At 66.9% G+C, this 22,707-nt stretch carries 12 protein-coding genes and 1 other annotated feature; of the genes, 7 read left to right on the forward strand and 5 right to left on the reverse strand.

Features of this window, described 5'->3' with window-relative positions:
• Positions 1–8: 8 nt before the first annotated feature.
• The 3 genes from LG388_RS02570 (at position 9) to LG388_RS02585 (ending at position 5,786) form a co-directional block, all read left to right on the forward strand.
• Positions 9–820 (forward strand): IS5 family transposase gene (locus LG388_RS02570; RefSeq protein ID WP_225781274.1). Its coding sequence is split into 2 segments (ribosomal slippage): positions 9–345 and positions 345–820, totalling 813 coding nucleotides; the frame shifts between segments, so codons are not numbered across the junction.
• A complete protein-coding gene (locus LG388_RS26770; protein ID WP_370630082.1) occupies positions 814–1,692 on the forward strand; it encodes a 3'-5' exonuclease in 879 nt (292 codons plus the stop codon). The genes LG388_RS02570 and LG388_RS26770 overlap by 7 nt, the downstream gene beginning before the upstream one ends.
• Positions 1,689–5,786 carry a DEAD/DEAH box helicase gene (locus LG388_RS02585; protein ID WP_225781275.1) on the forward strand — a complete coding sequence of 1,366 codons (4,098 nt, stop codon included), beginning with the start codon at positions 1,689–1,691 and terminating at the stop codon, positions 5,784–5,786. Before LG388_RS26770 ends, LG388_RS02585 begins: the two co-directional genes overlap by 4 nt.
• 139 nt (positions 5,787–5,925) lie before the next feature.
• Here LG388_RS02585 and LG388_RS02590 read toward each other — a convergent pair whose 3' ends face one another.
• A complete protein-coding gene (locus LG388_RS02590) occupies positions 5,926–7,014 on the reverse strand; it encodes an IS5-like element ISCte5 family transposase (RefSeq protein ID WP_225781276.1) in 1,089 nt (362 codons plus the stop codon).
• Between LG388_RS02590 and LG388_RS02595 the strand changes: the two genes are divergently transcribed.
• Both LG388_RS02595 and LG388_RS02600 read left to right on the forward strand, forming a co-directional pair.
• Positions 7,004–8,827 carry a DUF1998 domain-containing protein gene (locus LG388_RS02595; protein ID WP_225781277.1) on the forward strand — a complete coding sequence of 608 codons (1,824 nt, stop codon included), beginning with the start codon at positions 7,004–7,006 and terminating at the stop codon, positions 8,825–8,827. The two genes, LG388_RS02590 and LG388_RS02595, sit on opposite strands and share 11 nt — an antisense overlap.
• Positions 8,824–9,984, forward strand: coding sequence for a PD-(D/E)XK nuclease family protein (locus LG388_RS02600; protein WP_225781278.1), 1,161 nt, complete (start codon positions 8,824–8,826; stop codon positions 9,982–9,984). The genes LG388_RS02595 and LG388_RS02600 overlap by 4 nt, the downstream gene beginning before the upstream one ends.
• A 90-nt stretch (positions 9,985–10,074) precedes the next feature.
• Here the strand turns inward: LG388_RS02600 and LG388_RS02605 are convergent, their stop codons facing one another.
• From LG388_RS02605 to LG388_RS02615, 3 genes are all read right to left on the reverse strand, one after another.
• A complete protein-coding gene (locus LG388_RS02605) occupies positions 10,075–11,361 on the reverse strand; it encodes an integrase arm-type DNA-binding domain-containing protein (RefSeq protein WP_225781279.1) in 1,287 nt (428 codons plus the stop codon).
• A gap of 115 nt (positions 11,362–11,476) precedes the next feature.
• On the reverse strand, positions 11,477–12,454 hold the full coding sequence (locus LG388_RS02610; protein ID WP_225781280.1) for a tripartite tricarboxylate transporter substrate binding protein: 978 nt from the start codon (positions 12,452–12,454) through the stop codon (positions 11,477–11,479).
• 536 nt (positions 12,455–12,990) lie between these two features.
• On the reverse strand, positions 12,991–14,055 hold the full coding sequence (locus LG388_RS02615) for a CDP-6-deoxy-delta-3,4-glucoseen reductase (RefSeq protein WP_225781281.1): 1,065 nt from the start codon (positions 14,053–14,055) through the stop codon (positions 12,991–12,993).
• A 60-nt stretch (positions 14,056–14,115) separates the two neighbouring features.
• Here LG388_RS02615 and LG388_RS02620 point away from each other — a divergent pair, with 60 nt between their 5' ends.
• Positions 14,116–15,039, forward strand: a complete 924-nt coding sequence (locus LG388_RS02620) for an NAD-dependent epimerase/dehydratase family protein (protein WP_225781282.1) — start codon at positions 14,116–14,118, stop codon at positions 15,037–15,039.
• Between the two features lie 587 nt (positions 15,040–15,626).
• On the opposite strand, the gene LG388_RS02625 is transcribed toward LG388_RS02620, so the two are convergent.
• Positions 15,627–16,852, reverse strand: a protein-coding gene (locus tag LG388_RS02625) for an IS3 family transposase (RefSeq protein WP_225781283.1) whose coding sequence is annotated in 2 segments (ribosomal slippage) — positions 15,627–16,564 and positions 16,564–16,852 — 1,227 coding nt in all. Because the reading frame shifts where the segments join, the coding sequence is not laid out codon by codon here.
• Positions 16,458–16,574: a sequence feature (AL1L pseudoknot), on the reverse strand. Its footprint overlaps the gene before it by 117 nt.
• A 123-nt stretch (positions 16,853–16,975) precedes the next feature.
• Between LG388_RS02625 and LG388_RS02630 the strand changes: the two genes are divergently transcribed.
• Complete coding sequence (locus LG388_RS02630) at positions 16,976–22,597, forward strand: autotransporter outer membrane beta-barrel domain-containing protein (protein WP_225781284.1); 5,622 nt, start codon at positions 16,976–16,978, stop codon at positions 22,595–22,597.
• Positions 22,598–22,707: the final 110 nt, after the last annotated feature.

Raw genomic sequence — 22,707 nt, forward strand, 5'->3', positions numbered from 1 at the left:
GATGAGGCATGGGTCGAAACAGGAATAGAGAAATCAGCGCCGCGCTGTTCAAGAAGGTTGCCCCGCTGTTGCCGGTAGTCGTTGCCTCGGCCAAAGGCGGTCGCCCACGAGTGAGCGACGAGATGGCCCTGAACGGCATTCTGTTCGTGCTGCGCACCGGCATTCCCTGGGAGGAGTTGCCCCAGGAACTGGGCTTTGGCAGTGGCATGACCTGTTGGCGGCGTCTGCGTGATTGGCAGGCTGCGGGCGTGTGGCATCGCCTGCATCTGTTGTTGCTCGGTGAATTGCGCGGCGCCGGCAAACTGGACTTCAGCCGTGCGAGCATGGACGCGGCCAGTGTGGCCAGCCCCCGGGGGGCCACTACACCGGCCCCAACCCCACGGACAGGGGCAAACTCGCAAGCAAGCGCCACATCATCACGGACCGCCAAGGCATCCCACTGATCTTCTGCGTCACGGGCGCCAACCGGCATGACTCGGTGGTTTTCGAGCAACTGGTCGACGCGTTGCCAGCGGTACGTGGCTGTCGCGGTCGGCCCAGGCGCTGGCCGCACAAACTGCATGCCGACAAGGGCTATGACTATGCTCGCTGCCGCTTTCACCTGCGCAAGCTGGGGATCACCGCGCGTATTGCCCGGCGCGGCATCGAACGCAACGACCGGCTCGGGCGTCATCGCTGGGTGGTCGAGCGCACGCACGCCTGGCTGGCCGCCTTCGGCAAGCTGCGTACTCGTTTCGAGCGCCGCATCGACATTCATGTCGCGTTGCTCTCGCTGGCCTGCTGCGTTATCTGCATTCGCCATCTCCCACCGTTTTGTTAGCCGCTCTTAGCAAGGGCGCGGGCGAACGCTACCCGGCGTTGCGTCGCGAGGCGCTGAAGCTCCTCGCCGAAGACGACCAGGCGGTCCGCTACGACTACGTTGTCGTCGATGAAGCGCAGGACCTGAGCCCCGTCTCGCTCGCGCTCATGGCAGAGGTCTGCAAGACAGCCGAGGGCCTGTTCTTCGCCGCCGACAACAAGCAGTCGCTCTACTCGCGCAACTACACGTGGAGTTCGGCGCACCCGCGCCTCCAGTTTCGAGGGCGCACGGCGCTGCTCTCGCGCAACTACCGCTCGACTCGCGAGATCGATCGCGCGGCCTTCTCTGTGCTCGTCGCCGATGAGGGCGAGGAGCTGGTCGCCTCGAATAGTGTCCACGAGGGACCGCTCCCCGTGCTGGTGCGCGGCATCGTCGCGGACAAGCAAGCCGAGTGGATCGCGCGCTTCGTTCGGCAGATGGCTCGGCACCTCCACCTGAAGGTCAGTGCCGCCGCCGTGCTGGTACCAAGCGCTGCTGCCGGCGAGACGATCGCGACCGAGCTTAAAGCGCAGGGCGTCGAGGCGCGCTTCTTCCCCGGACGCGACCTCGATCTCAAGGCAGACGTCGTGCGCGTGCTGACGCTGCACGCCGCCAAGGGTCTCGAGTTCCCCATCGTCATCGTCGCCGGTCTCGACAGTGGAAGCTGGCCGGTTCCGGAGGACTTCGAGGACGCTGGCCTCTTCGCTGAGCGCGCGCGCAACGAGCGGCGTGTGCTCTACGTCGGACTGACCCGTGCGATGCGAGGCCTGATGCTGCTTGTTCCCCAAGGATGCCGGCATCCCGCCGTCGTCGATCTCGACCTCAACCACTGGCACGTGGAGACCGCACCGTGAGCAATGTGAACCTCCACAACTTCGCCGACGAAGGTCGGCTCGTCGACGCGGACATCGTCGGCTTCCTCCGCAAGAAGCTCGATAAGGGCGACAAGCTCGACTTCACGAACATCGTCGAGGTGGCCGATGCGGTGCTCGACGCGCTCCTCGACGGTTGGTCACCCGAGCAAGCGGCGGACGCGATCGCGGAACTGAGCCCCGCAGCCGACGCGGCGCTCGCCGCATGGGCCGACCGTGCGGGTGGCAAGGTCACGAAGGTCGAGAAGACCACGCGCAAGGCCACGGTGCGCAAGCCCGCGCCGTCGACGCGCTCGCCGTCGATCCTCGAACGCGACCCGTCGGGCGATGAGCGTTTCACGCCGACGCGCCTCGTGCGCCGACTTCAGGAGGCCCTGCGCGGCTACATCGAGAGCGCGTACCCGCTGAACGATCCGACACTGGTGCGTGCGCGGCGTCGCCTGCTCGAAGAAGAGGCGGGAGGCCACCTGCTCGCGCAGGAGCCCTACATTGAGACCACCACGCGCTACGCGACATCAAAGGCAACCTACGGCGACCTCGGCCTCACGCCGGAGATCGCCGCCTTCTTCTCGAAGCTCGCCAAGACGGCCTCGGCCCAGAGCACGCCGGAGGACGCACGCACCGTGCTCTTCCCCTCGATGTATGTGCACCAGGAGCGCGCGTTCCACGAGTTCCTCGTCGGGCGGAAGGACATCGTCGTCGCGACGGGCACGGGCTCCGGTAAGACCGAGTGCTTCCTCGTGCCGATGCTCGGCTCGCTCTACGACGAAGCGGTGCGTTCGCCCAAGACGTTCGAGCAGCCCGGCGTGCGCGCGCTGATCCTCTATCCGATGAACGCGCTGGTGAACGACCAGCTCTCGCGCCTGCGCCTCTTGCTCGGCGACCCTGCTGTCGCCGACGCCTTTAAGGGGCTCGGGAACGACCGCCGCTTCCCGCGCTTCGGCATGTATACCGGGCGCACGCCGTACCCCGGCCCGCGAACGACTTCGCGCGACGGGGAACGCGTGAAGCCACTGCTCGACTACTACCTGGGCCTCTCGCCCGATGTCGAAGAGCGCCTCCGTCGTCTGGGCCGCTATCCCGCCAAGGATCTACAGGCCTTCTACGCGCAGAACGAAGCCCGCCGCCGAACGTACCAAAGCGGCAAGCGCGCCGGGCAGGAGTACACGGACCACAACTGGGAGCGACGCCTTCACACTGGGCAGGGAGATCGCGAGCTGCTGACGCGGCAGGAGATGGTCCACGGCGCAGGCAGCCGCCCGGGCCACGCGCCCGACGTTCTCGTCACGAACTACTCGATGCTCGAGTACATGCTGATGCGCCCGTTCGAGCGCCCCATCTTCGCCGAGACGAAGCGGTGGCTCGACCAGGATGGCACGCAGCTCCTGCTCGTCCTCGACGAGGCGCACATGTACCGAGGCGCGAAGGGCGCCGAGGTCGCGTTCCTCATCCGCCGCCTGCGCGCTCGTCTCGGCATCCACGACCGCCCCGACAAGCTGCGCGTCATCGCCACCTCTGCCTCGCTCGGTGAAGGCGCGGCGGCGGTCGATGCCGTCAAGCGCTTCGCCGCCGACATCACCGGCAAGCGCCCCGAGAACTTCGAGGCCATCACCGGCACGCGCGAGGTCCCGACGCCCGCGAGCCCTGCGCCCAAGGCGGTCTCGGACACGCTGGCCTCTCTTGATCTCGATGGCATCAACGAAGCGCTCGACGCTCCGGCGTTGCGCGAGAAGCTCGCGCCGCTCCTGCCGAAGGGGGTGAACCCGAATGCCAGCGAGAACGAAGTGCTCGCCGAGCTGCACGCCGCGCTGAAGAATCAGCCCTGGGTGAACCAGCTCGTGAAGGAGGCGGCAGGGCAGGCTGTGGCGCTCGGCGACCTCGCTCCGCGCGTGTTCCCCGGTCACCCTGATGCACGCCGCGCGCTCGAAGCGCTACTCACGGTGTCGACGCTCGCCCGAAACAAGGCCGACGAGCCGGGCCTCGTGCCGACCCGCGTCCACGGCCTCTTCCGCGGGCTCCACGGCCTCTATGCTTGCGTGAACCCGCGCTGCGAGGGAAGACAAAGCGAGCCGGGGGAGAACGCTATTCTCGGTAGGCTCTTCACGACGCCGCGCGCGGTGTGTGACGCGTGCGGTTGCCGCGTCTTCGAGATCGCGTCGTGCCGAAGCTGCGGCAGCCCCTACCTACTCGCGTACTCGCAGGACGAATCCCTCGACCGGCTCTCGTTCCTCTGGGGCGAGACCGAAGGCGCGCTCTTCCGCCTCGAGCTGCTGCCGAGCGCCCCACGCTACTCCGATCGTTCCGAGCTCGTGCGGCTTCACCTGCGCACCGGCTATCTCGACACCGGCAACCGCTTCCCCGACGACGAGGTGCGTGAGCTGGCGATCTGGCTCGACGCCGATGGAAAGCGCGAGGCTTCGTTCGATCGCTGCGCGATGTGCCAGCCCGCTGCGCCCGCGAAGAGCCGCATCTACGACTTCAGGACGCGCGGTGAGCAGCCGTTCACGGCGCTCATCGAGGCGCAGTTCGCCGAGCAGCCGCCGCAGAAGAAGGACCCGCGCCTACCGAACCACGGACGCAAGGTGCTCGTCTTCAGCGACGGTCGCCAGAAGGCCGCGCGCCTCGCGCCCGCGCTCGAGCACAGCCACGCTCGCGACCTGTTCCGTCAGGTCGTCGCGCTCGCCGCTCACGAGCTGCGCGACAAGGGCGGCCTGTCGGCGATGCAGTACCTGTACCCGGCGGTCGTGCATCTCTGCGCGCATCGCGGCTACGACCTGTTCCCGGCCGCCGACGAGGTCGAGTTCCACAACCACCTCGGGCAGGTGAAGGGCAAGACGCTCCAGCAGACGATCGCGATGGCGAACAAAGGCTGGCTCCGTGCCACGCGCTCGTTCGCGCAGGCGATCTTCAGCGAGCTGACCGACCGCTACTACTCGCTACCCGCGCTCGCCCTCGCCACCGTCGAAGAGGACCCGGACACGGCGTTCATGATTTTCGACGACTTCCCGAACGTCGGGCTCGACGCCGACGCGCAGAAGGTCCTGTTCCGCGCCTGGCTCCGGCAGCACTTGGAACGCCGCTCGTTCCGCCCCGACGGCGCGGAGACGCGCGAGCTTGGCGAAGGCTGGGCACACCCGCAGGGCATCAACGCGGCGCGCATCGAGCACGTGCTGCCGAACCGCTTCGACCAGTACCTGGCCCACGTCCTGGGTGGCGACACGGCCAAGGTCGAACAGGTGAGCAAGTGGTTCCAGCACGTCGTGCGCGACAAGGGGCTGCTGCACTTCGAGAGCGACCTCTACTACCTGCAGCTCCAGGGCCTGAGCATGAACCTCCGGCTCGACGCCAACTGGCTGCGCTGCCGCGACTGCGCGCGCATCCACCCCGAGGCGCTGGCCGATGCCTGCCCCGCGTGCCTCGGCGCTGTCGTGGAGGTCGACGCGGACTACCTCGACGCGCGCACGGGCTTTTACCGGCACCAGGTGCAGCGCGCCTTCGATGAACGCGCGCTCGAACCGTTCGGCCTCTCGGCAGCCGAGCACTCCGCGCAGCTCACGGGTCAGCCCGACGAGAGCGCCTTCAACAAGGTCGAGGAGTACGAACTGCGCTTCCAGGACGTGCCCCTAGACAACCTCCCGCCCATCGACGTGCTGAGCTGTACCACGACGATGGAGGTTGGCATCGACATCGGCGCGCTCTCCGGCGTCGCGTTGCGAAACGTGCCGCCGCACGTCGCCAACTACCAGCAGCGCGCCGGTCGGGCGGGTCGTCGCGGCCGTTCGATCGCATCGGTCATCACCTACGCGCACGGAACCTCGCACGACGCCCACTTCTTCGACCACCCCGAGCAGATCATCTCAGGTGACGTGCGCGCGCCCGTCGTGTACGTCGAGAACCAGCAGGTGCTCGAGCGGCACATCCACGCCTATCTCGTGCAGCGCTTCTTCCACGAGCGCGTGCCGCCGGACCCGACCAGCTATGACCTCTTCGGCTCGCTTGGCTCGGTCGAGCAGTTCCTCTCCGAGGCGCACCCGTGCTCGCTGCTCAAGCTCGAGGCGTGGCTAGCAGGCCGTTGAAAAAATGCTCATCGAACGCGCCAGGGTCGTGGATTTCGAAGAAACGGATCGCCCAAACTGGCCTGCGCAGCGATTGGAGCGGCCATTTCGGCCTGTTTGCAGGCCGTTTTGCCCGTTCCGGGCGCACGTATCCCATGGTTCACGCATGATGCGCGTCCCACCAGCCGCCCAGACTGCCCATGCGCACCAGGTTGTAGGTGGCAAAGCACAGCAGCGCCTGGCCCGCGAGCTTGGCCTGACCGATCAATTTGGTCTTGGCCAGACCACCCACTGTCTTGATCCAGCCAAAGGCCTCCTCGATGCGCTTGCGCACTTTGAGGCTGGTCTTGTAGCCCTCGTGGCGCCGGATGCGGCCATCGACCGCCGAGTGCTTGTCCTTGGCCGCCACGTGTGGCGTGACTTTGAGCTTTCGGCAGCCCTTGATGAAGGCCTGGCTGTCGTAACCTTTGTCGGCCCCGACCGTGGCCCGCTTGTTCTTGTTTCCCCGGCGTTTGAGCATCGCCAGCGCCGCCTCGCGCTCGGCGGTGCCACTGGCATGTGTGATCTCCACATCCACGATCAGCCCGTTGCGGTTCTCCATGAGGATGTGCCCCATGTGGCACAGGCGAGATTTGTCGCCCGCGCTCTTCTTGAACAGCCGGGCATCGGCATCGGTGGTGCTGGCGTGGGTGTCGTTGCAGCGCTCCTGCCCTTTGAAGTTCACCTCGGGGTTGCGTCCGGGTGGCGTGCCGCTGTCGTCGTCTTTGCGTTTGAAACTCTTGTGCGAGGCCCAGGCCTCAATCAGCGTGCCGTCCACGCTGAAGTGTTCGTCGCTGGCAAGCCGGCCCCACTGGGCGCTGAGCTTGACGCGCTCGAAGAAGGCGCGCGCCAGGTCTTCGTTGAAGAGGCGTTCGCGGTTGGCGCTGAAGGTGGAGTGGTCCCAGACCTTGTCTTCAATGTTCAGGCCCACGAACCAGCGGTACAGCAGGTTGTAGTTGACCGCCTCGACCAGCTGGCGTTCGCTGCGGATGGAGAACAGGATTTGCAGCAGCAAGGCCTTGAGCAGCATCTCCGGCGGCACCGAGGGGCGGCCACGGCGGGCGTACACCGCTTCGAACTCGCTGTTCATGCTCGACAGCAGCGCATCCACCACGGCGCGCAACTTGCGCAGCGGGTGTGCCGCTGGCACTCTTTCTTCAAGGCTGATGTAGCTAAACATCGCCCCCTGGAAGTCTTGGTTGCCTCTCATCTTTCTTGTCGCAGTTGTTCCGGGATGGCTTCAGATCGTAGCGGCCGACGCGGACGCTCGCAGGGGATTTTTCAACGGCCTGCTAGAGGAGAATGCCGACCTCCTTCGCAGCGAGCTTCAGGGCTGGGTGCCCGCGTTCAGCTTCGGCCTCAACGAGCCCGTCGCCGAGGTCAACGAGACGATCCAGGGCGCCATCGACCGGAGCAAGGCCCGCATCCGCGAAGTCTTGCCCATCGACGAGTACGCGGCGCGCCACACGCTGGTCGACCTCGAGCGAGAGTCGCTCGAACGGCGTCTGGAGGAGCCGCTCCTCGAGACGTTGATCGGCCACGCGGTGTTTCCACGCTACGCCTTCCCAACCGACGTCGTAACCTTCTGGGTCTCGAAGCCTCGGCAGCCGGGCGATGCTCCTGGAAAGCGGACCTTCGACTACGAGCCGCAGCGTGACCTGCAGCTCGCGCTCACCGAGTACGCGCCCGGACGAAGCCTGACTATCGACAAATGGCGCTTCGAGTCGGCGGCGCTGTACTCGCCCTACGAGCCGACGCCCGCGCACACCATCCAGAGGCAGCGCCCGTACACCTCATGCAGCGATTGCTCGTGGGCCACGATGGACTCAGCGATGGCGCAAGCCACGCTGTGCCCCGTGTGCGGTAGCGACCAACTCACGCGTACCGCGTTCATCACGCCGGCGGGCTTCGCGCCCGACCTCAACGCCAAGCGCGAGGTCGATCGTGGCCAGGCCATCAGCTACGCGGGCATGACCGACCGCGCACGTCTCGAACCGCAGGACCCGCCGTCGGCGTGGACCGAGAGCTGCGACGGCCGACTGCTTCGTTGGACCGGCCCGCGTCGTCTGGTGATGGTCAACAAGGGCGTCGGCCAGCGTGGGTTCCGCGTGTGCCCCGACTGCGGTCGCTCGGAGCCGGAGTACGGCCCGGGCTTCACCGCGACGAAGCTCATGAAGAACGGGGCCGCTACCACGCACCAGCACCCGCTTGAAAAGGGCGCCGTGTGCGCGGGCGTCGCCGCGGGTCCGTTCTACCTCGGGCATGAGTTCCCGACCGATGCACTGCTCTTGCGCCTTCGCGTGGCGGCGCCGGTGCAGCTTGGAGGGGCGAGCACGGCGGGCTTGCTTACGCGGGCCTCGCGCATGGCGCTCTCTTCACTGGTCGAAGCGCTGGGGCTCGCGGCGTCGCGCGTTCTGCAGATCGACGAGGGTGAGCTGTCGGGATGGTGGACGCCCGTGATGGGCGGTCGCCCCGATGAAGCGCAGCTCTACCTCTACGACCTCCTGCCGGGTGGTGCGGGCTACGCGCGCGCCGTCGGGAATGATCTGCCCGAGGTTCTCGATGCGGCTGAGGCGCTCCTCGGAGGCTGCGACTGCCCATCGTCCTGCTATCGGTGTATCCGCCACTACAGCAACAACTGGATTCATGCCTCGCTGGACCGCCACCTCGCGCTCGCGCTCTTGCGCCACCTGCGCACGGGCGAGCTGCCGAGTTTGACCGACCAGGACAAAGACCACGCGCTCGTCGCGCTTCGCCAGCTCCTCACGCTGCGTGGCATCGCGTGTGAGGAGAACGCGAACCTCGGCGGCACGCGCGTCCCGCTCATCATCCAACTGTCCAACTCGCGGGTGTGCGTCGACGTTCATCATCCGCTGATCGATCCGCTTGCGCACGAGTCTCCGGTCATCGCGGCGGCGCGCTCGCAGTTCCTCGAGGCCGTGTCGCTCGATGCGTTCGACCTCCTTCACGATCTGCCTGCCGCCGTGGCGCGCCTGAAGCTGCCGAACGGAGCGGTGGGATGAGCTTCTACGAGCTGCAGGGTCCCACCGGGTGGGCCGCTCCGCCGTCTATGTGGAGCAGCACGAGCCTCGACGATGTCGAGGCGTGCCCGCGTCGCTGGCAGCTCATGCGTTCGCGCTGGGGCGAGTTCGAGGGCTTCCCGGTGCGCCCGCACCCGGCGGCCATCGAAGGGCAGATCGTTCACGAGGCGCTCGACCGGCTCACGCGCGCCTGCGGTCAGCGAGGCAACCCGGCGTTCGGCAGCGCAGAGTTCTCGGCGGCGTTGAACGATGCCGACTTCTTTCCCTGTTTCGCGCGGGCCGTCATCGAGTGGCAGCAGCGGCTCACGGCGCATCCCAGGCCTGGCCCCGCGTTCCGGCTACGCGCGAGCGGCGAGGAGCTGGCGAACCGCGCCGTGCGCATGTTCCGCGAGCAGTACAAGCCCGATGATCAGGTCGCCTCGCAAGCCGCCGAGCGCGCGACGGACACGCCCGCCGACGTGAAGGCGCTCCTCAAGCATAAGCGAGCGCTCTCCGAGGTGAAGCTGACGCATCCCAAGCTTCCGTTCCTCGGCATCCTCGACCGCGTGCAGCACACAGGGGAGGGCATCGAGGTCGTCGACTTCAAGACGGGCAAGCCGAGCGACAAGCACCGCAAGCAGCTCCTGCACTACGCGCTCCTCTGGTGGCGCAAGACGGGCGACGCCCCGGTGCGTGTCAGTGCGCAGTACCTCGATGGCGTTGAGTCGTGGCCCGTCACGCGGGGCGCGCTCGAAGACGTCGAAGCCGACCTCGTGAAGAAACTCCCGATGCTGACCGACGCGCTGGGCGTTCACCCCGCAGCGGCGAAGCCCGGCACCGGCTGCCACACGTGCGCGGTGCGGGCGCGCTGCGCGGCGGGCTGGGCCGTCGGCGAGGAGGCGGCGCTCGTCGACGGTCGCGGCGACGCCGAGCTGGTCGTGAAGGCGAAGGCTGGCGACCACGGCTTCCTCGCGCGTTCACGCACCGGCGCCGAGATCGCCGTCGTCTACGAGGCGCCCGTCGCGAAGCTCCTCCCCGAGCACGTCGAAGGTCAGGTGCTCCGGGTCCTCGACGGCGTTTGGAAGGAGAAGCGAACGCAGCTCGAGCTCAAGGCGTGGACCGAGGTCTTCGTCGTGAGGGATGTCCAATGCGTCGGCTGACTGGCCGGGGCGGATAGCCCATCCCTGACAAGCATCCGTCTGATCTTGGCCAACATGACCACGTCACTTCCATGGCTGTCGGCGTGTACATCACACGGCCCTTACCAACGGCACCACGTTGTCGCCGGCCTCCAGCGAAGCCACCAGCGCACCCCAGTCATCCATGATCTTGCGGCGCTCGTCCAAGTGTTCGCTGCGAGCGTAGGCGGCCACCACCTTCGAGCGCTCAGCATGGTCGAGCTGGCGCTCCAGTGCGGCTACGCTCCAACCCCGTTCGGAAAGCAGGCTGCGCGCAGAGGCACGGAAGCCGTGCAGGGTCTGTCGGCCTTGGTAGCCCATGCGCACCAGCATGCGGCCGATGGTGTTCTCGCTCATGAACCCATCCGCGCCGTTGGTGTTGGGAAAGATGCTCGGGGTGTCGCCCGTGAGCGCCTGGATGTCGCGCAGCGTGTCGATAGCGGCCTGAGACAGCGGTACGACGTGGGCCTGATTCAACCCCTTGCCCATCTTCATGCGCGCAGCGGGGATGCGCCATTCGCAAGCCTCGAAGTCGATTTCCTCCCACCGTGCATGCCGTAGCTCCTGCGAGCGCACGAAGGTAAGCAGGGCCATGCGCGTGGCCAGAAGGGTCAGCTTGTCCGCCGCTTGGTAGTCCTTCAGGTCGCGCAGAAATTGGCCGAACTGGCGGCGGTCGGTGAGGGCGGGCCGATGCCTCACGTCTGGGGCGACGATGGCGCGCACCAGGTCGCCCGCCGGGTTGTAGGTGGCCCGGCCCGTGGCGATGGCGTAGCGGAAGATTTGCCCGCAAAACTCGCGTAGGCGCGTCGCCGTGTAGCCGGCGCCCCGCGACTCGACTTTGCGCAGCATCGCCAGCAACTCGGGGGCGGTCACCGCCGACACCGGCCGATTGCCGATGGCGGGGAACACGTCGGCCTCCAGGTGTTTCAAGGTCTTGGTTGCCGTGATCTCGGCCCAGCGCTTCGCATTGGCCTTGTGCCATTCCAGAGCCACCGCCTTGAAGCTGTTGGCCGCCTCCACGGCGACGCGGGCTTTCTCCGCCTTGCGCGCTTCGCCGGGGTCTTCGCCACGCCCCAGGACTTGCTTGGCCGCCTCGCGCTTCTCCCGTGCCTCCTTCAGACTCACCATGGGATAGACCCCGAACGCCAGGCGCTTTTCCTTGCCGCCGTGGCGGTACTTCAGGCGCCAGTAGCGGCCACCGGCCGCCGTGACTTCAAGGTACAGGCCGCCGCCGTCGGCGTGCTTGCCGGGCGTGCTAAGGTTTCGCAGCTTCGCGTCAGTCAGTTTCATGGCATCCCGTTGAGTGTGGGGGCACATTTGGGGGCATATTCTGCCTCCGGACCTGACGACTTCAAGCATTCATGCGGGTTTGTGGGCGATGTTCCAGTCCGACAAGCGCACCATTTCAAAGCCCGGCAGCGTCCAGCCAGCGACGTCCGGGCTTTTTCGTGGGCGCGCCAGTGCCGGCCGGGCTTCAGTCGACCTTGGCGCCCGTGGCCTTCACGACCTGCTCGTACTTGGCCAGTTCGCTCTTCATGAAGGCGCCGAACTGTGCGCTGCTGTTGCCCACCGGTTCGGCCATCAGCAAAGCGAAGCGCGACTTGGTTTCGGGCGCCTGCAGGGCCGCGACGAAGGCCTGGTTCAGTCGATCCAGCACCGCCTGCGGCGTGCCGGCGGGGGCGACCAGGCCCCACCAGGTGTCGATGGCAAAGCCCTTGAGCAGATCGGCCACTGGCGGCACTTCGGGCAGCATGGGGCTGCGCGTGAGCGTGGTGACGGCGATGGCCTTGAGCTTGCCGGACTTGATGTTGGGCGCGGCGGTGGCGAGGTTGTCGAAGTTGAAGTCGACCTGGCCCGAAAGCAGCGCCAGCTGCGCCGGGTTGCCGCCGTTGTACGGAATGTGCACGGCGAAGATGCCGGCTTCCTTCTTGAACATCTCGCCGGCCAGGTGCCCCGCACTGCCGTTGCCGCCGCTGCCGTAGTTGAGCTTGCCCGGGTTGGCCTTGGCGTAGGCGACCAAGTCTTTCAGGCTGTCGATCTTCAGGCGCTGCGCGGTCTCCGCGTTCATCACCAGCACGTTGGGCACGCGCACCATCTGCGTGATGGGCGCAAAGTCCGTGGCGGCATTGAAAGGCATCTTGCCGTACAGCCACGGGTTGACCGCATGCGTGGCCGTGGCGGCGATGCCGATGGTCAGGCCGTCGGGCGGGGCCTTGGCGACCATGTCGGCCCCGATGTTGCCGCCCGCGCCGGGCTTGTTGTCGATGATGACCGGGCCGCCCAGCGTGTCCTTCACGCGCTCGGCCAGTGCGCGCGCGGTCACGTCGATGGGGCCGCCGGCGGCGTAGGGCACGATCAGCCGCACGGTATGCGCCGTCTGGGCCTGGACGGTGGACGTGCCGATCGCCAAGCTCAGGGCCGCGACGGAAAGCAGGAAGGTGTTGCGTTTCATGGTGCCGGCGATTGTCCGCGCCGCCGCGCCCGCGCGCAGCGCGGGGATTCCTGGGTTTCGTGCCCGAGCGCGGATGAAGAAAGAGTCACTTTGATCGATGACTGCGCAGGGCCGGTAAGAGGGCGCCGATCCCGTGCATGCACGTCCTTTCCCGTGCGTGGCCCATTCACGCGTCTACGCGTTTACGCGTTTACGCGCAGCTTCGTTTGCCGGTGCATGTGGGCGGCAGGGCTGCCTGCCCTGCGCCGCCACCTCCTCGTCCCGCGGAACGGCCGTAATTGGGGGCATTTGCGCCGCGTGCCCATCGATCCCGCAAGGCCGGGCGCGTCGCTGCCGCCAGGCGCCGCGTCCTCGGCGCCAGCGGCGCGCGGGCCATCTGTACGCGCATGGGCGCCGCTGGGGTGCCAGGCCGGCAGGGTGCAGCCATGGCCCGCGCGTGGGCGCCGCGCGCAACGTCGGACAAGATCAGTGGCCGACCGCAGCAGCGGGCCGGGGGCACGCGCCTTCGCCCGCAGCGCGGCACGCGCGTTCCGTGCTCAGGGCAACGCCTTGTCGGCCTCGCTGGTGAAGGCGTCGGCGTAGAACTCCTCGTCGGGCAGGCCGGCCTCGGCCACGTAGTCGCGCCGCGCGGACTCGACCACGATGGGTGCGCCGCAGGCATAGACCTGGTGGCCCGACAGGTCGGGCAGGTCTTCGAGCACCGCCCGGTGCACGAAGCCCGTGCGGCCCGTCCAGTTGTCCTCGGGCGTCGCATTCGACACCACGGGCACGTAGCGCAGGTGAGGCATCGCGGCGGTGCGCTCGCGCAGCCAGGCGTCCATGTAGAGGTCTTGCGGCCGGCGGCCGCCCCAGTAGAGCACCGCGGGCCGCACGATGTTCTTGAACTGCATGTGCTCGATCAGCGCCTTGATCGGCGCGAAACCCGTGCCCGAGGCCAGCAGCACGATGGGCTTGTCGGAGTCCTCGCGCAGAAAGAAGCTGCCGTACGGTCCTTCGACGCGCAGGATCTCCTTTTCCTTCATCGCGCCGAACACATGGTCGGTGAACTTGCCGCCGGGCATGTGGCGCACGTGCAGCTCCACGCCCGCCCCGGGCTCGTGCAGCGTGTGTGGGGCGTTGGCCATCGAATAGCTGCGGCGGGCGCCGTCGCGCAGGATGAACTCGATGTACTGGCCGGCGTGGAACTGCATCGGCTCGCCGGCCGGCAGCTGCAGCTGGATCTGCATCACGTCATGCGACAGTTGCGTGAGCGCGCGCACGCGCACCGGCATCTTGCGGATCGGGAACGCCCCGGCTTCGGTGACCTGGCGCGACTCGAGCACCACGTCGCTGGTCGGGCGGGCGCGGCAGGTCAGGATCAGCCCCGCCAGTTCCTCATCGGCCGACAGCGCCTTGCTCTGGTGGCTGTCGAGCGTCACCGTGCCCGACAGCTTCCTGCACTTGCACGAGCCGCAGGCGCCGTCCTTGCAGCCATAGGGCAGGCCGATGCCCTGGCGGATGGCGGCCGACAGGATGGTCTCGTCGCTGGCCACCGTGAAGGCGCGGCCGCTGGGTTCGACGGTGATGGAAAAGCCCGCATCCGCGGTGCCGGCAAGGCTCATGGCTATTCTTGGGCCGTCGTTGCGCAACGGCACCTCTCATCGGTCAGGGAATCCTCGATTTTGCCTTCAAACACCCAACCCCTCGGCGCGCTGCCGGCGCGCTTTCGCCGGCAGCGGCTGCTCATCGTCGGCTGCGGCGACATCGGCCTGCGCGTGCTGCGGCGGGTGGGGGCGCGCATGCGCGTGATGGCGCTCACGTCCTCGCCCGAGCGCGCACCGGCGCTGCGCGCCGCCGGCGCCGTGCCGCTGCTCGGCGACCTCGACGCCCCCGCCACGCTGCGCCGCCTGGCCGGCCTGGGCCTGTGCGTGCTGCACCTGGCGCCGCCAGCGCGCGAGGAGGGCGCCGACGCCGGCCGCGACCGGCGCACCGAAGCGCTGATGAACACGCTGCGCTTGCGCACGCCGCCGCGAGTGCTGGTCTACGGCTCGACCAGCGGGGTGTATGGCGATTGCGCAGGCGCCCGGGTGCCCGAAACGCGTGCACTGCGGGCCGCCACGGCGCGCGCCCAGCGCCGTGTGGATGCCGAGCAGCGCGTGCGCTGGCTGGGCCGCAGCGCCGGCGTGCGCGCCAGCATCCTGCGCATTCCGGGCATCTACGCGCCCGACCGCGAAGGCGGCACGCCCCATGCGCGGCTGCTGCGCGGCACGCCGGTGCTGCGGGCCGAGGACGACGTCTACACCAATCACATCCATGCCGACGACCTGGCCGGGGCCTGCGTGGCGGCGCTGTATCGCGGACGGCCCCAGCGGGTGTTCAACGTGAACGACGACAGCGACCTGAAGATGGGCGACTACTTCGACCTGGCGGCCGACCTTTATGGACTGCCGCGCCCGCGACGCGTCTCGCGGGCGCAAGCGCAGCAGCAGCTCGCCCCCCTGCTGCTGAGCTTCATGGGCGAATCCCGCCGGCTCGACAACACGCGCATGAAGCGGGAACTGCGCCTGGCGCTGCGTCATTCGACGGTGCGCCACGGGCTGCGCTGAGCAGGCAACCGCCAGGGCATTCGCCAAGTCCGGGGCGCTGCCCGCGCAGGTCCATCGGGCGCGCCGGGCGCGCCACGCCGCCGCGTCCTTGCAGCACGCCGGCCTGCTGTGGATCTTGGCGCTGCATTCGCGGCAGCAGACATGCCCACGAGCAGACATGCAGACCGCCGGGCGGTCCTGTCATGCCCCGACCCGCCCCGAGACTGCGTTCGCCCAGGAGGAGCGCTTCCATCGGCGACCGGCGTGCTCATCGGCGACCGGCGGATGGGCGATGCCTTGCGCCTCACCCACCATTCTCCGTTGCTATGTTGCAACGATTAAATCGTGTCTTGGGAAATTCAAATAATTAATGAATGTGAACAATTGTGGATGTCAATAGATTTTGAAGCCCATTGATGTGAACTAGTTCATTGGTATTGAGGGTCACCTTCTACAGCCAGAAGGCCGAAAGCCCTGGTGGAAGCTTCAGGCTCCTGTCGCCGTTCGGTTTTCGTCCAGGCTGCGAGACGGGAAATGCTTACGTTCAATGTCGCTTCAAGCTAGCCTTCTGAACCGCCCCGGTTTTCGCGGAGGCTGGTTGGCTTGAGTCAGGCCGAGCTGGCCTGCTGCTCAAGATTGGGATAGTAGTTGGCCTCGAACTCGGCCGGCGGCACGTAGCCCAGCGGGGCCATCAGCCGATGGTTGTTGAACCAGGACACCCACTCCAAGGTCGCCAGCTCGACAGCCTCCCGGGTCTTCCAGGGCGCCCGGCGATGGATCAACTCGGCCTTGTACAACCCGTTGATCGTCTCGGCCAGAGCGTTGTCGTAGGAGTCACCCTTGCTGCCCACCGAGGGCTCGATGCCGGCCTCGGTCAACCGCTCGGTGTAGCGAATACTGACGTATTGCGACCCGCGGTCGCTGTGACACACGAGCGAGCCTTCCTGGCCGGGCTGGCGGGCGTACAGGGCCTGCTCCAGGGCATCGAGCACGAAGTCCGTGCGCATGCTCGTGCTCACCCGCCAGCCCACGATGCGCCGCGAGAACACGTCGATCACGAAGGCCACGTACAGCCAGCCCTGCCAGGTGGACACGTACGTGAAGTCGCTCACCCACAGCTGATTGGGGCGCTGTGCACTGAACTGTCGGTTGACCAGGTCCTGCGGGCATGGCGCACGTGCATCGCCGATCGTGGTGCGCACCACCTTGCCGCGCACGACCCCACGCAGCCCCATGCGGCGCATCAGGCGCTCGACGGTGCAGCGCGCCACCGTGTGGCCTTCGCGTTGCAGTTGCCGCCAGACCTTGTCAGCGCCGTAGACCCGCAGGTTGGCCTGCCACACCCGTTCGATGTGGGCCATCAGTTCCTGGTCTCGCTGGGCTCGGCCGCTGAGCAAGGCCGCATCGCGCTGCCGGGCAGCGTGCCGCCGGTAGGCCGATGGGGCGATCTGCAGCAGCCTGCAGATCGGCTCGACCCCATGCCGCTGGCGGTGCCGGTCCACGAAGGCGTACATCACTTCAGCCGGCGGTCGAGCTCCGCCTGGGCGAAAAACGCGCTGGCCAGCTTGAGGATCTCGTTGGCGCGGCGAAGCTCGCGCACTTCGCGCTCCAGTTCCTTGACGCGCTTGGCCTCGGCCGTGGTCACGCCTTCGCGTTGACCCGTGTCACGCTCGTGCTGACGCACCCAGTTCAGCAGCGTCTGCGGCGTGCTACCGATCTTGCCGGCGATCGATACAACCGCCGCCCATTGCGATTCGTGCTCCTCTCGGTGCTCGAACACCATGCGCACCGCACGCTCGCGAACCTCCGGCGAAAACTTCACTGACTTCCTCATGATGGCTCCATCTTCTCAAACGAGGGAGCCTCCGCGAAAACCGGGGCGGTTCATTCCGCGTTCTGTCAATTTGTAACTTGTTGGACGCAACGTGAGATCCTCACGTGCCGGCAATGTGAAAACATGTACGATGGTTTTGATAAAAACCAAGAACAAGTAAAAAGTTTTCGTTGTTCTGCTGAATCGAGTAACAAAGCATTAATTCTGGAGGTGCATTTGATGACTGCGTACAGACCCGTTGAGCGTGAGATGGCCGAAGCGACTTCCTCCCACTACTTGGCGGATCTGCGCCACAAGCTGTTCAGGGGCGGACGCCTGACCAAGATCGACGGCATTACGGGCAGCGTGGCGCCCGAGGCGTCGCAGTTGGGTGCGGGTCTGCTGCTGGCGTTGGGGCTGTCGCTAGGAGGCTTGGGCTTTTCACCAAGCGCGGAAGCAGGCAATTGTGCGCTTGCGATGCCTGGATCCTTTGTCTGCATCGGCCCTGCCGATCCCGGCACGGACACAACGTTCAGCCAGAGCCTTCCGACTGCCATCTCAGTGAGTGCCGATCCCGGATTTGGCCTGGCGACCGCAGCGGGCAACGGATTCACTCTCTATGCGAACGGCGGGCTGGATATCCAATTGGGCAGTTCGACTGTGACCGGCAAGGCCACAGGCATCTATGCGGAGAACGTCGCCAATGGAGACTTGGCAATCACCGCAGGCCAAGTTACCGGGCAGGGCGGCCATGGCATCCATGCGCGCAGCTTCGGCTCAGCCGGTGCGCTGACGATCAATGTGGGTCAGGTCGAGGCCGAGGGCGGTCATGGCTTCTTCACGCATCACACCGGCACGGGCGCCATGAACATTGCGGCAGGGTCGATTGAGGCGTCGGCAACCGGTATCTGGGATGTCGCCACGAGCGCGGCGAGCAGTTACACCATCACGGTAGGTGATGGCACAGGCGGCGGTATCACGGCTGGACAGCATGGAATGTGGCTCGAAGGCTACACCGGCGATGGTGATATGACCATTACAGGCAAGTCAGGAAGCCTGATCAAGGCGGCGGCGGGTACCGCCGTCGGTTTGATTGCCGGCGCCAATACGAAGAACCTGACGATTTCCGTCGACGAACTCGAGGCACGCGACCACGGCATTTTCGTCAACGGAGGACACCACGGTACCGGGACTGTGGACATCCGCGCGCGCAAGATCACTACGACCTCGGGACATGGCATCTACGCCGGAGCTGACTCGAATGTGACGTCCTCCACGATCGAAGTCACGGACGAAATCAACTCCGGTGCTTCGGGCATCGTGTATAGCCACCTGGGTTCCGATTCGCTCTCGATCACAGTTGGCAAGGTGACTGCGGGGGGCATTGGCGTCTCCGCGAACAACTGGGACGGCGGCAAGGACCTCACCATCAACGCGGGTGCCGTGACATCTGGGTCGCACTCTATCTACGTGTCCGCCAGCCGTGGCAGCGACGGCCTCAGCATCACAACGGGCGATCTCGAGAGCACTGCCGGCAATGGCGTCTTCACCGACAACGCGATCACGGCGGACAAGGGCACCAGCGTCGTGACCGGTTCGGTGACCGCTGCCGGCCACGGCTTCGACGTGCAGGACTGGAGCAAGGGCAGCATCGACATCACCGCGAACGGCAAGATCGATGCGGGCGGCCACGGCATCTTTGCCGACAACACGGCCGCAGGCCAGGACATCCTCATCACGGCCAATGACTCCATCGAGGCCGGCAATGTGGGCATCTACGCGATCAGCGACGGCCAGGGTGGCTTGAATATCAAGGCGCAGGACATCACCAGCGGAGGCATCGGCGTCTGGACGGACAACACACTCGCCAGCAGCACGAAGGGCACGATCATTGAGGTGGGCGCGGTGACTTCCACGGGCAATGACGCCATCAACGTGGAGGAGTGGGGCACAGGCGGGGTGGCCATCACTGCCAACGGCGCCCTTGACGCTGCCGGCGAAGGTGTCCATACCAACAACTTCAACGCCGGTCCATTGACCATTCACACGAAGGGTTCTGTCACGGCAGGTGGCTCCGGGATCCTCGCCTATCAGGGCGGCGACGGTGCGGCAACGATCACGACGGATGAAGTGGTTTCAGCCAAGGCAAACGGTATTCAGTTTGAGAGCGCAGCCAATGCTTCGTCGGCCGTGATCACGGCGCACAAGGACGTCACCGCCGCTGGCCTCTGGGGCATTTACGGCGTGCATCGCGGCACGGATTCGCTGACGATCAACTCCGAGGGTGTGGCGACGGGCGGTGCGGACGGCATTCGCGTCGACAACTATGGCAAGGGCCTGGTCATCAACGCCGTTGACACCAAGGGCGGGAACTATGGCATTTATGTGACGAACGTCGGCAGTGCGGGCGCGGACATCACGTCGACGGGCTCTGCCGTCGGAGGCGCATTGGACGCCATCCACGTCAGCAGCAACACCAACAGCACGCACCTGAATGTCGCAGCCAAGGATGCGCAGGGCGGGCGCCACGGCATCGCCGCAATCCATTTCAGCACTGCAGGCACGTCCGACAACGACTCGAAGATCGACGTCAGCGGTGTGATCCAGGGCGGCAGCGGCTATGGCATCTGGACGGAGTCCGACCCGGGCGTGATGACGCGCATCAACATCGCCGACACGGCGACGGTGCAGTCCGCCTCGGGCAACGCGGTGTTCAACGATGACGGCAACTCGATCACGAACGTGGCCGCGGGCGCGACAGTGGCAGGCGCCTTCCGCTTGGGTGCGGGCGACGACCACCTGATCTTCAATGGCACCGACCTCAGCAAAGTGACGGTGCTGGACGGCGGTGACGACACCGCGATCAACGCAAACGGGTATGACAAGCTGTTCCTGAACGGCTACAAGAGCCTGACGCTGGATGGCTCCAAGGTCATCAATTGGGAAGAGATCCCGGTGGATGGCGGCACGGTCACGGTGCTCGGAAACCTGGCTGTGGGCTCTGCCGCTGTGGGCCAGGAGGCTTCCGGCCTGCGCCTGCTCAACAACGCCGTGCTTGATTTCACCAACAACCCGACCATTGTGGGGCGCCTCTATAACGATGGCATCGTTCAGGGCAGCAATGGCTTTGTGGGCAACACGCTGACCATCAACGGCGCCTACAACGCCGGTCCCAACGCCAGGTTGGGGGTGGATGTCGACTTCGCCACGGACAAGGCCGACAAGCTGGTGGTGACGGGCGCCGTCTCAGGCATTACGGGCGTGACGGTGACCGACCTGAGCTCCGGCGCAGCCACGGGCAACAACGTGCGTGTGGTCGATGTGGGCGGCAGCAACCCCACCGGCTCATTTGTGCTGGCCTCCGGTCCGGTCAACTCAGGCGGCACCTACTATGAGCTGGTGCGCGACACCAGCGCGAATGGCGGTTGGGATCTGAGCCAGACGACCGCGCCGACGCCGACCCCCACGCCGACGCCGACCCCCACGCCGACGCCGACGCCGACTCCCACGCCGACGCCGACTCCCACGCCGACGCCGACGCCGACCCCAACGCCGACGCCCACGCCGACACCGGTGACCTGCGACGCCACCGTGAGCGGCGGCGCTTCCTCGGTGCTGGGCTGTGCCACGGCCGACACCATCACGGTCACGGGCAATGCGCTGGTCGAGGGTGACATCCAAGGTGCGGGCAACCGCGACATCATCCAGGTCACGGGCCAAGCCACCGTGCGCGGCATCGTCCGCGGCGGGGCCGATGGCTCCGACGCCAGCGCCGCCAGCGATGCCGGCGACCTGATCACCATCAACACCACGGGCTCCGTGGGCGGCGTGCAGGGCGACCTGGGCGACGACCAGATCTGGGTGCTGGGTGGCACGGTGCAGGGCAACGTCGAGGGCAACGTCGAGGGCAACGAAGGCAATGACACCATCGTGCTCAACGGCGCCAACGCCGTGGTGCGCGGCGCCATCGAAGGCGGCACGGGCAACGACGTGATCGCCCTGTTCGAAGGCCAGGCCGACCGCGTGCTGGCCGGTGCCGGTGACGACGAAGCCAGCTGGGATGCCGGCAAGGTCAAGGTTGCGCGCATCGACATGGGCACCGGCTCCGACCGCCTCACCGTGACCAACGGTGCCGGTGGCCTGGGCAACACGGTGCTGGACGGCGGCGATGCCACGACGCCTGCGGGCGGCGCGGACACGCTGACCCTGGATGGTGTCAAGCACACCGCCCAGGCCGGCCAGTTCCTGAACTGGGACGTGATCAACCTGCGCAACTCCACGCTTGCGGCGTCCGACACGCTCACGGCGCGCCAGGACGTGTTCCTGACCGAAGGCTCGACGCTGGACGGCCAGAAGAACCTGACCTTGGCCAGCAATCTGCACATCGATGCCACTTCCCGCTTCGTGGGCCATGGCGCAGGCGCGGGCCGCTACAGCGTGACGGGCAATCTGGCCAATGCGGGCACCGTCAATCTGATGGACCGCGTGGCCGGCGATCGCCTGCGGGTGGGTGGCAGCTACACCGGCGGCGGCGTGCTGGCGGTGGATGTGGACTTCGCCCGTGCGGCGTCCGACGTGCTGGCCGTCGATGGCAGCGTCACCGGGCCGTCCACGGCAGTGGTCGTCAACGACGCCTCGACCGTCGGTGCGTTCTGGGGCCAGGAGGTCACCGTGGTCACGGCCGAAGGCGGCATTGCGTCGGGCGCCCTGCGCCTGGCCAACGGCCCCATCACCAAGGGCGTGTGGAACTACGACCTGGTCACCCGTCCCAAGCAGGCGGTGCTGTCCGGCAAGGTCAACTCCATCGGTGCCGCCTACGAAGCCACGTCCGACGTGCTGCTCAACAGCTTCGCCAGCCTGCCCACGCTGGAGCAGCGTGTGGGCCAGCGTCAGTGGGTGTCGCGCAACGAGAGCGGCGGCTCGCAGATCGAGGGCCTGTGGTTCCGCGTGAGCGGCGACCGCGACGAATTGCGTCCGGACCGCAGCTTCTCGGGCTACAGCAGCAAGGCCACCACCACCACCGTGCAGGCGGGCGTGGACCTGGTCACCGGCCGCAGCGACAGCGGTTACTGGGTGGTGGGCGCCACCGGCCAGTACGGCCGCGTGAACAGCACGGTGACCAACGCGGCGGGCCGCGGCAAGGTCGAGGGCACGGGCTACGGCCTGGGCCTGACGGCCAGCTGGCACGGCGCGCAGGGCACGTATGTCGACTCGCAGCTGCAGGTCAACCGCGTGTCGCTGGACGTGTCCTCGGACGGCCATGGCCTGCTGGTCGACGGCCAGCACCGCACGGCGGTCGCCGCGGGTGTGGAGGTGGGCCACCACTTCGACATCGGCGAGCGCAAGCACTGGCTGGTGCCGCAGGCGCAGCTGAGCTACGGCCGCATCGGTGGCAGCCAGTTCCTGGACCGCCGCCTGAACACGGTGAACTTCGGCAGTGCCGACCACGTCATCGGCCGCCTGGGCGTGGCCTACCAGTACCGTCCGAACGGCGAGCTGCGCAACAGCGGTGCCGACGGCAAGATGCTGTACGTGGTGGGCAACATCCTGCGCGACTTCGCCTCGGAGAACAGCGTGACCGTGAGCGGCACCACGCTGTCGCCCAAGCAGCAGCGCACCTGGGCCGAAGTGGGTGTGGGCGGCTCGCTGCAGCTGGCCAAGGGCACGCTGCTCTACGGCGAGGCGGCCTACCGCACCGCGGTGGGCGGCGGGTCCTCGGGCAACAAGGGGCTGTCGGCCAACGTGGGCGTGCGCGTGAGCTGGTAAGGCTTGCGGCACGAGGGCCGAGAGGCCCTCGTCTTGCGCGGCGGTGGAGCAGGGCGACCTGCTCCACCGTTTTTTTGTTGGGGGCGGGCGTGGCTGGGATGAGGGCTGCG

The organism is Xenophilus sp. Marseille-Q4582 (assembly GCF_916700565.1).
Lineage (GTDB): Bacteria > Pseudomonadota > Gammaproteobacteria > Burkholderiales > Burkholderiaceae_C > Xenophilus.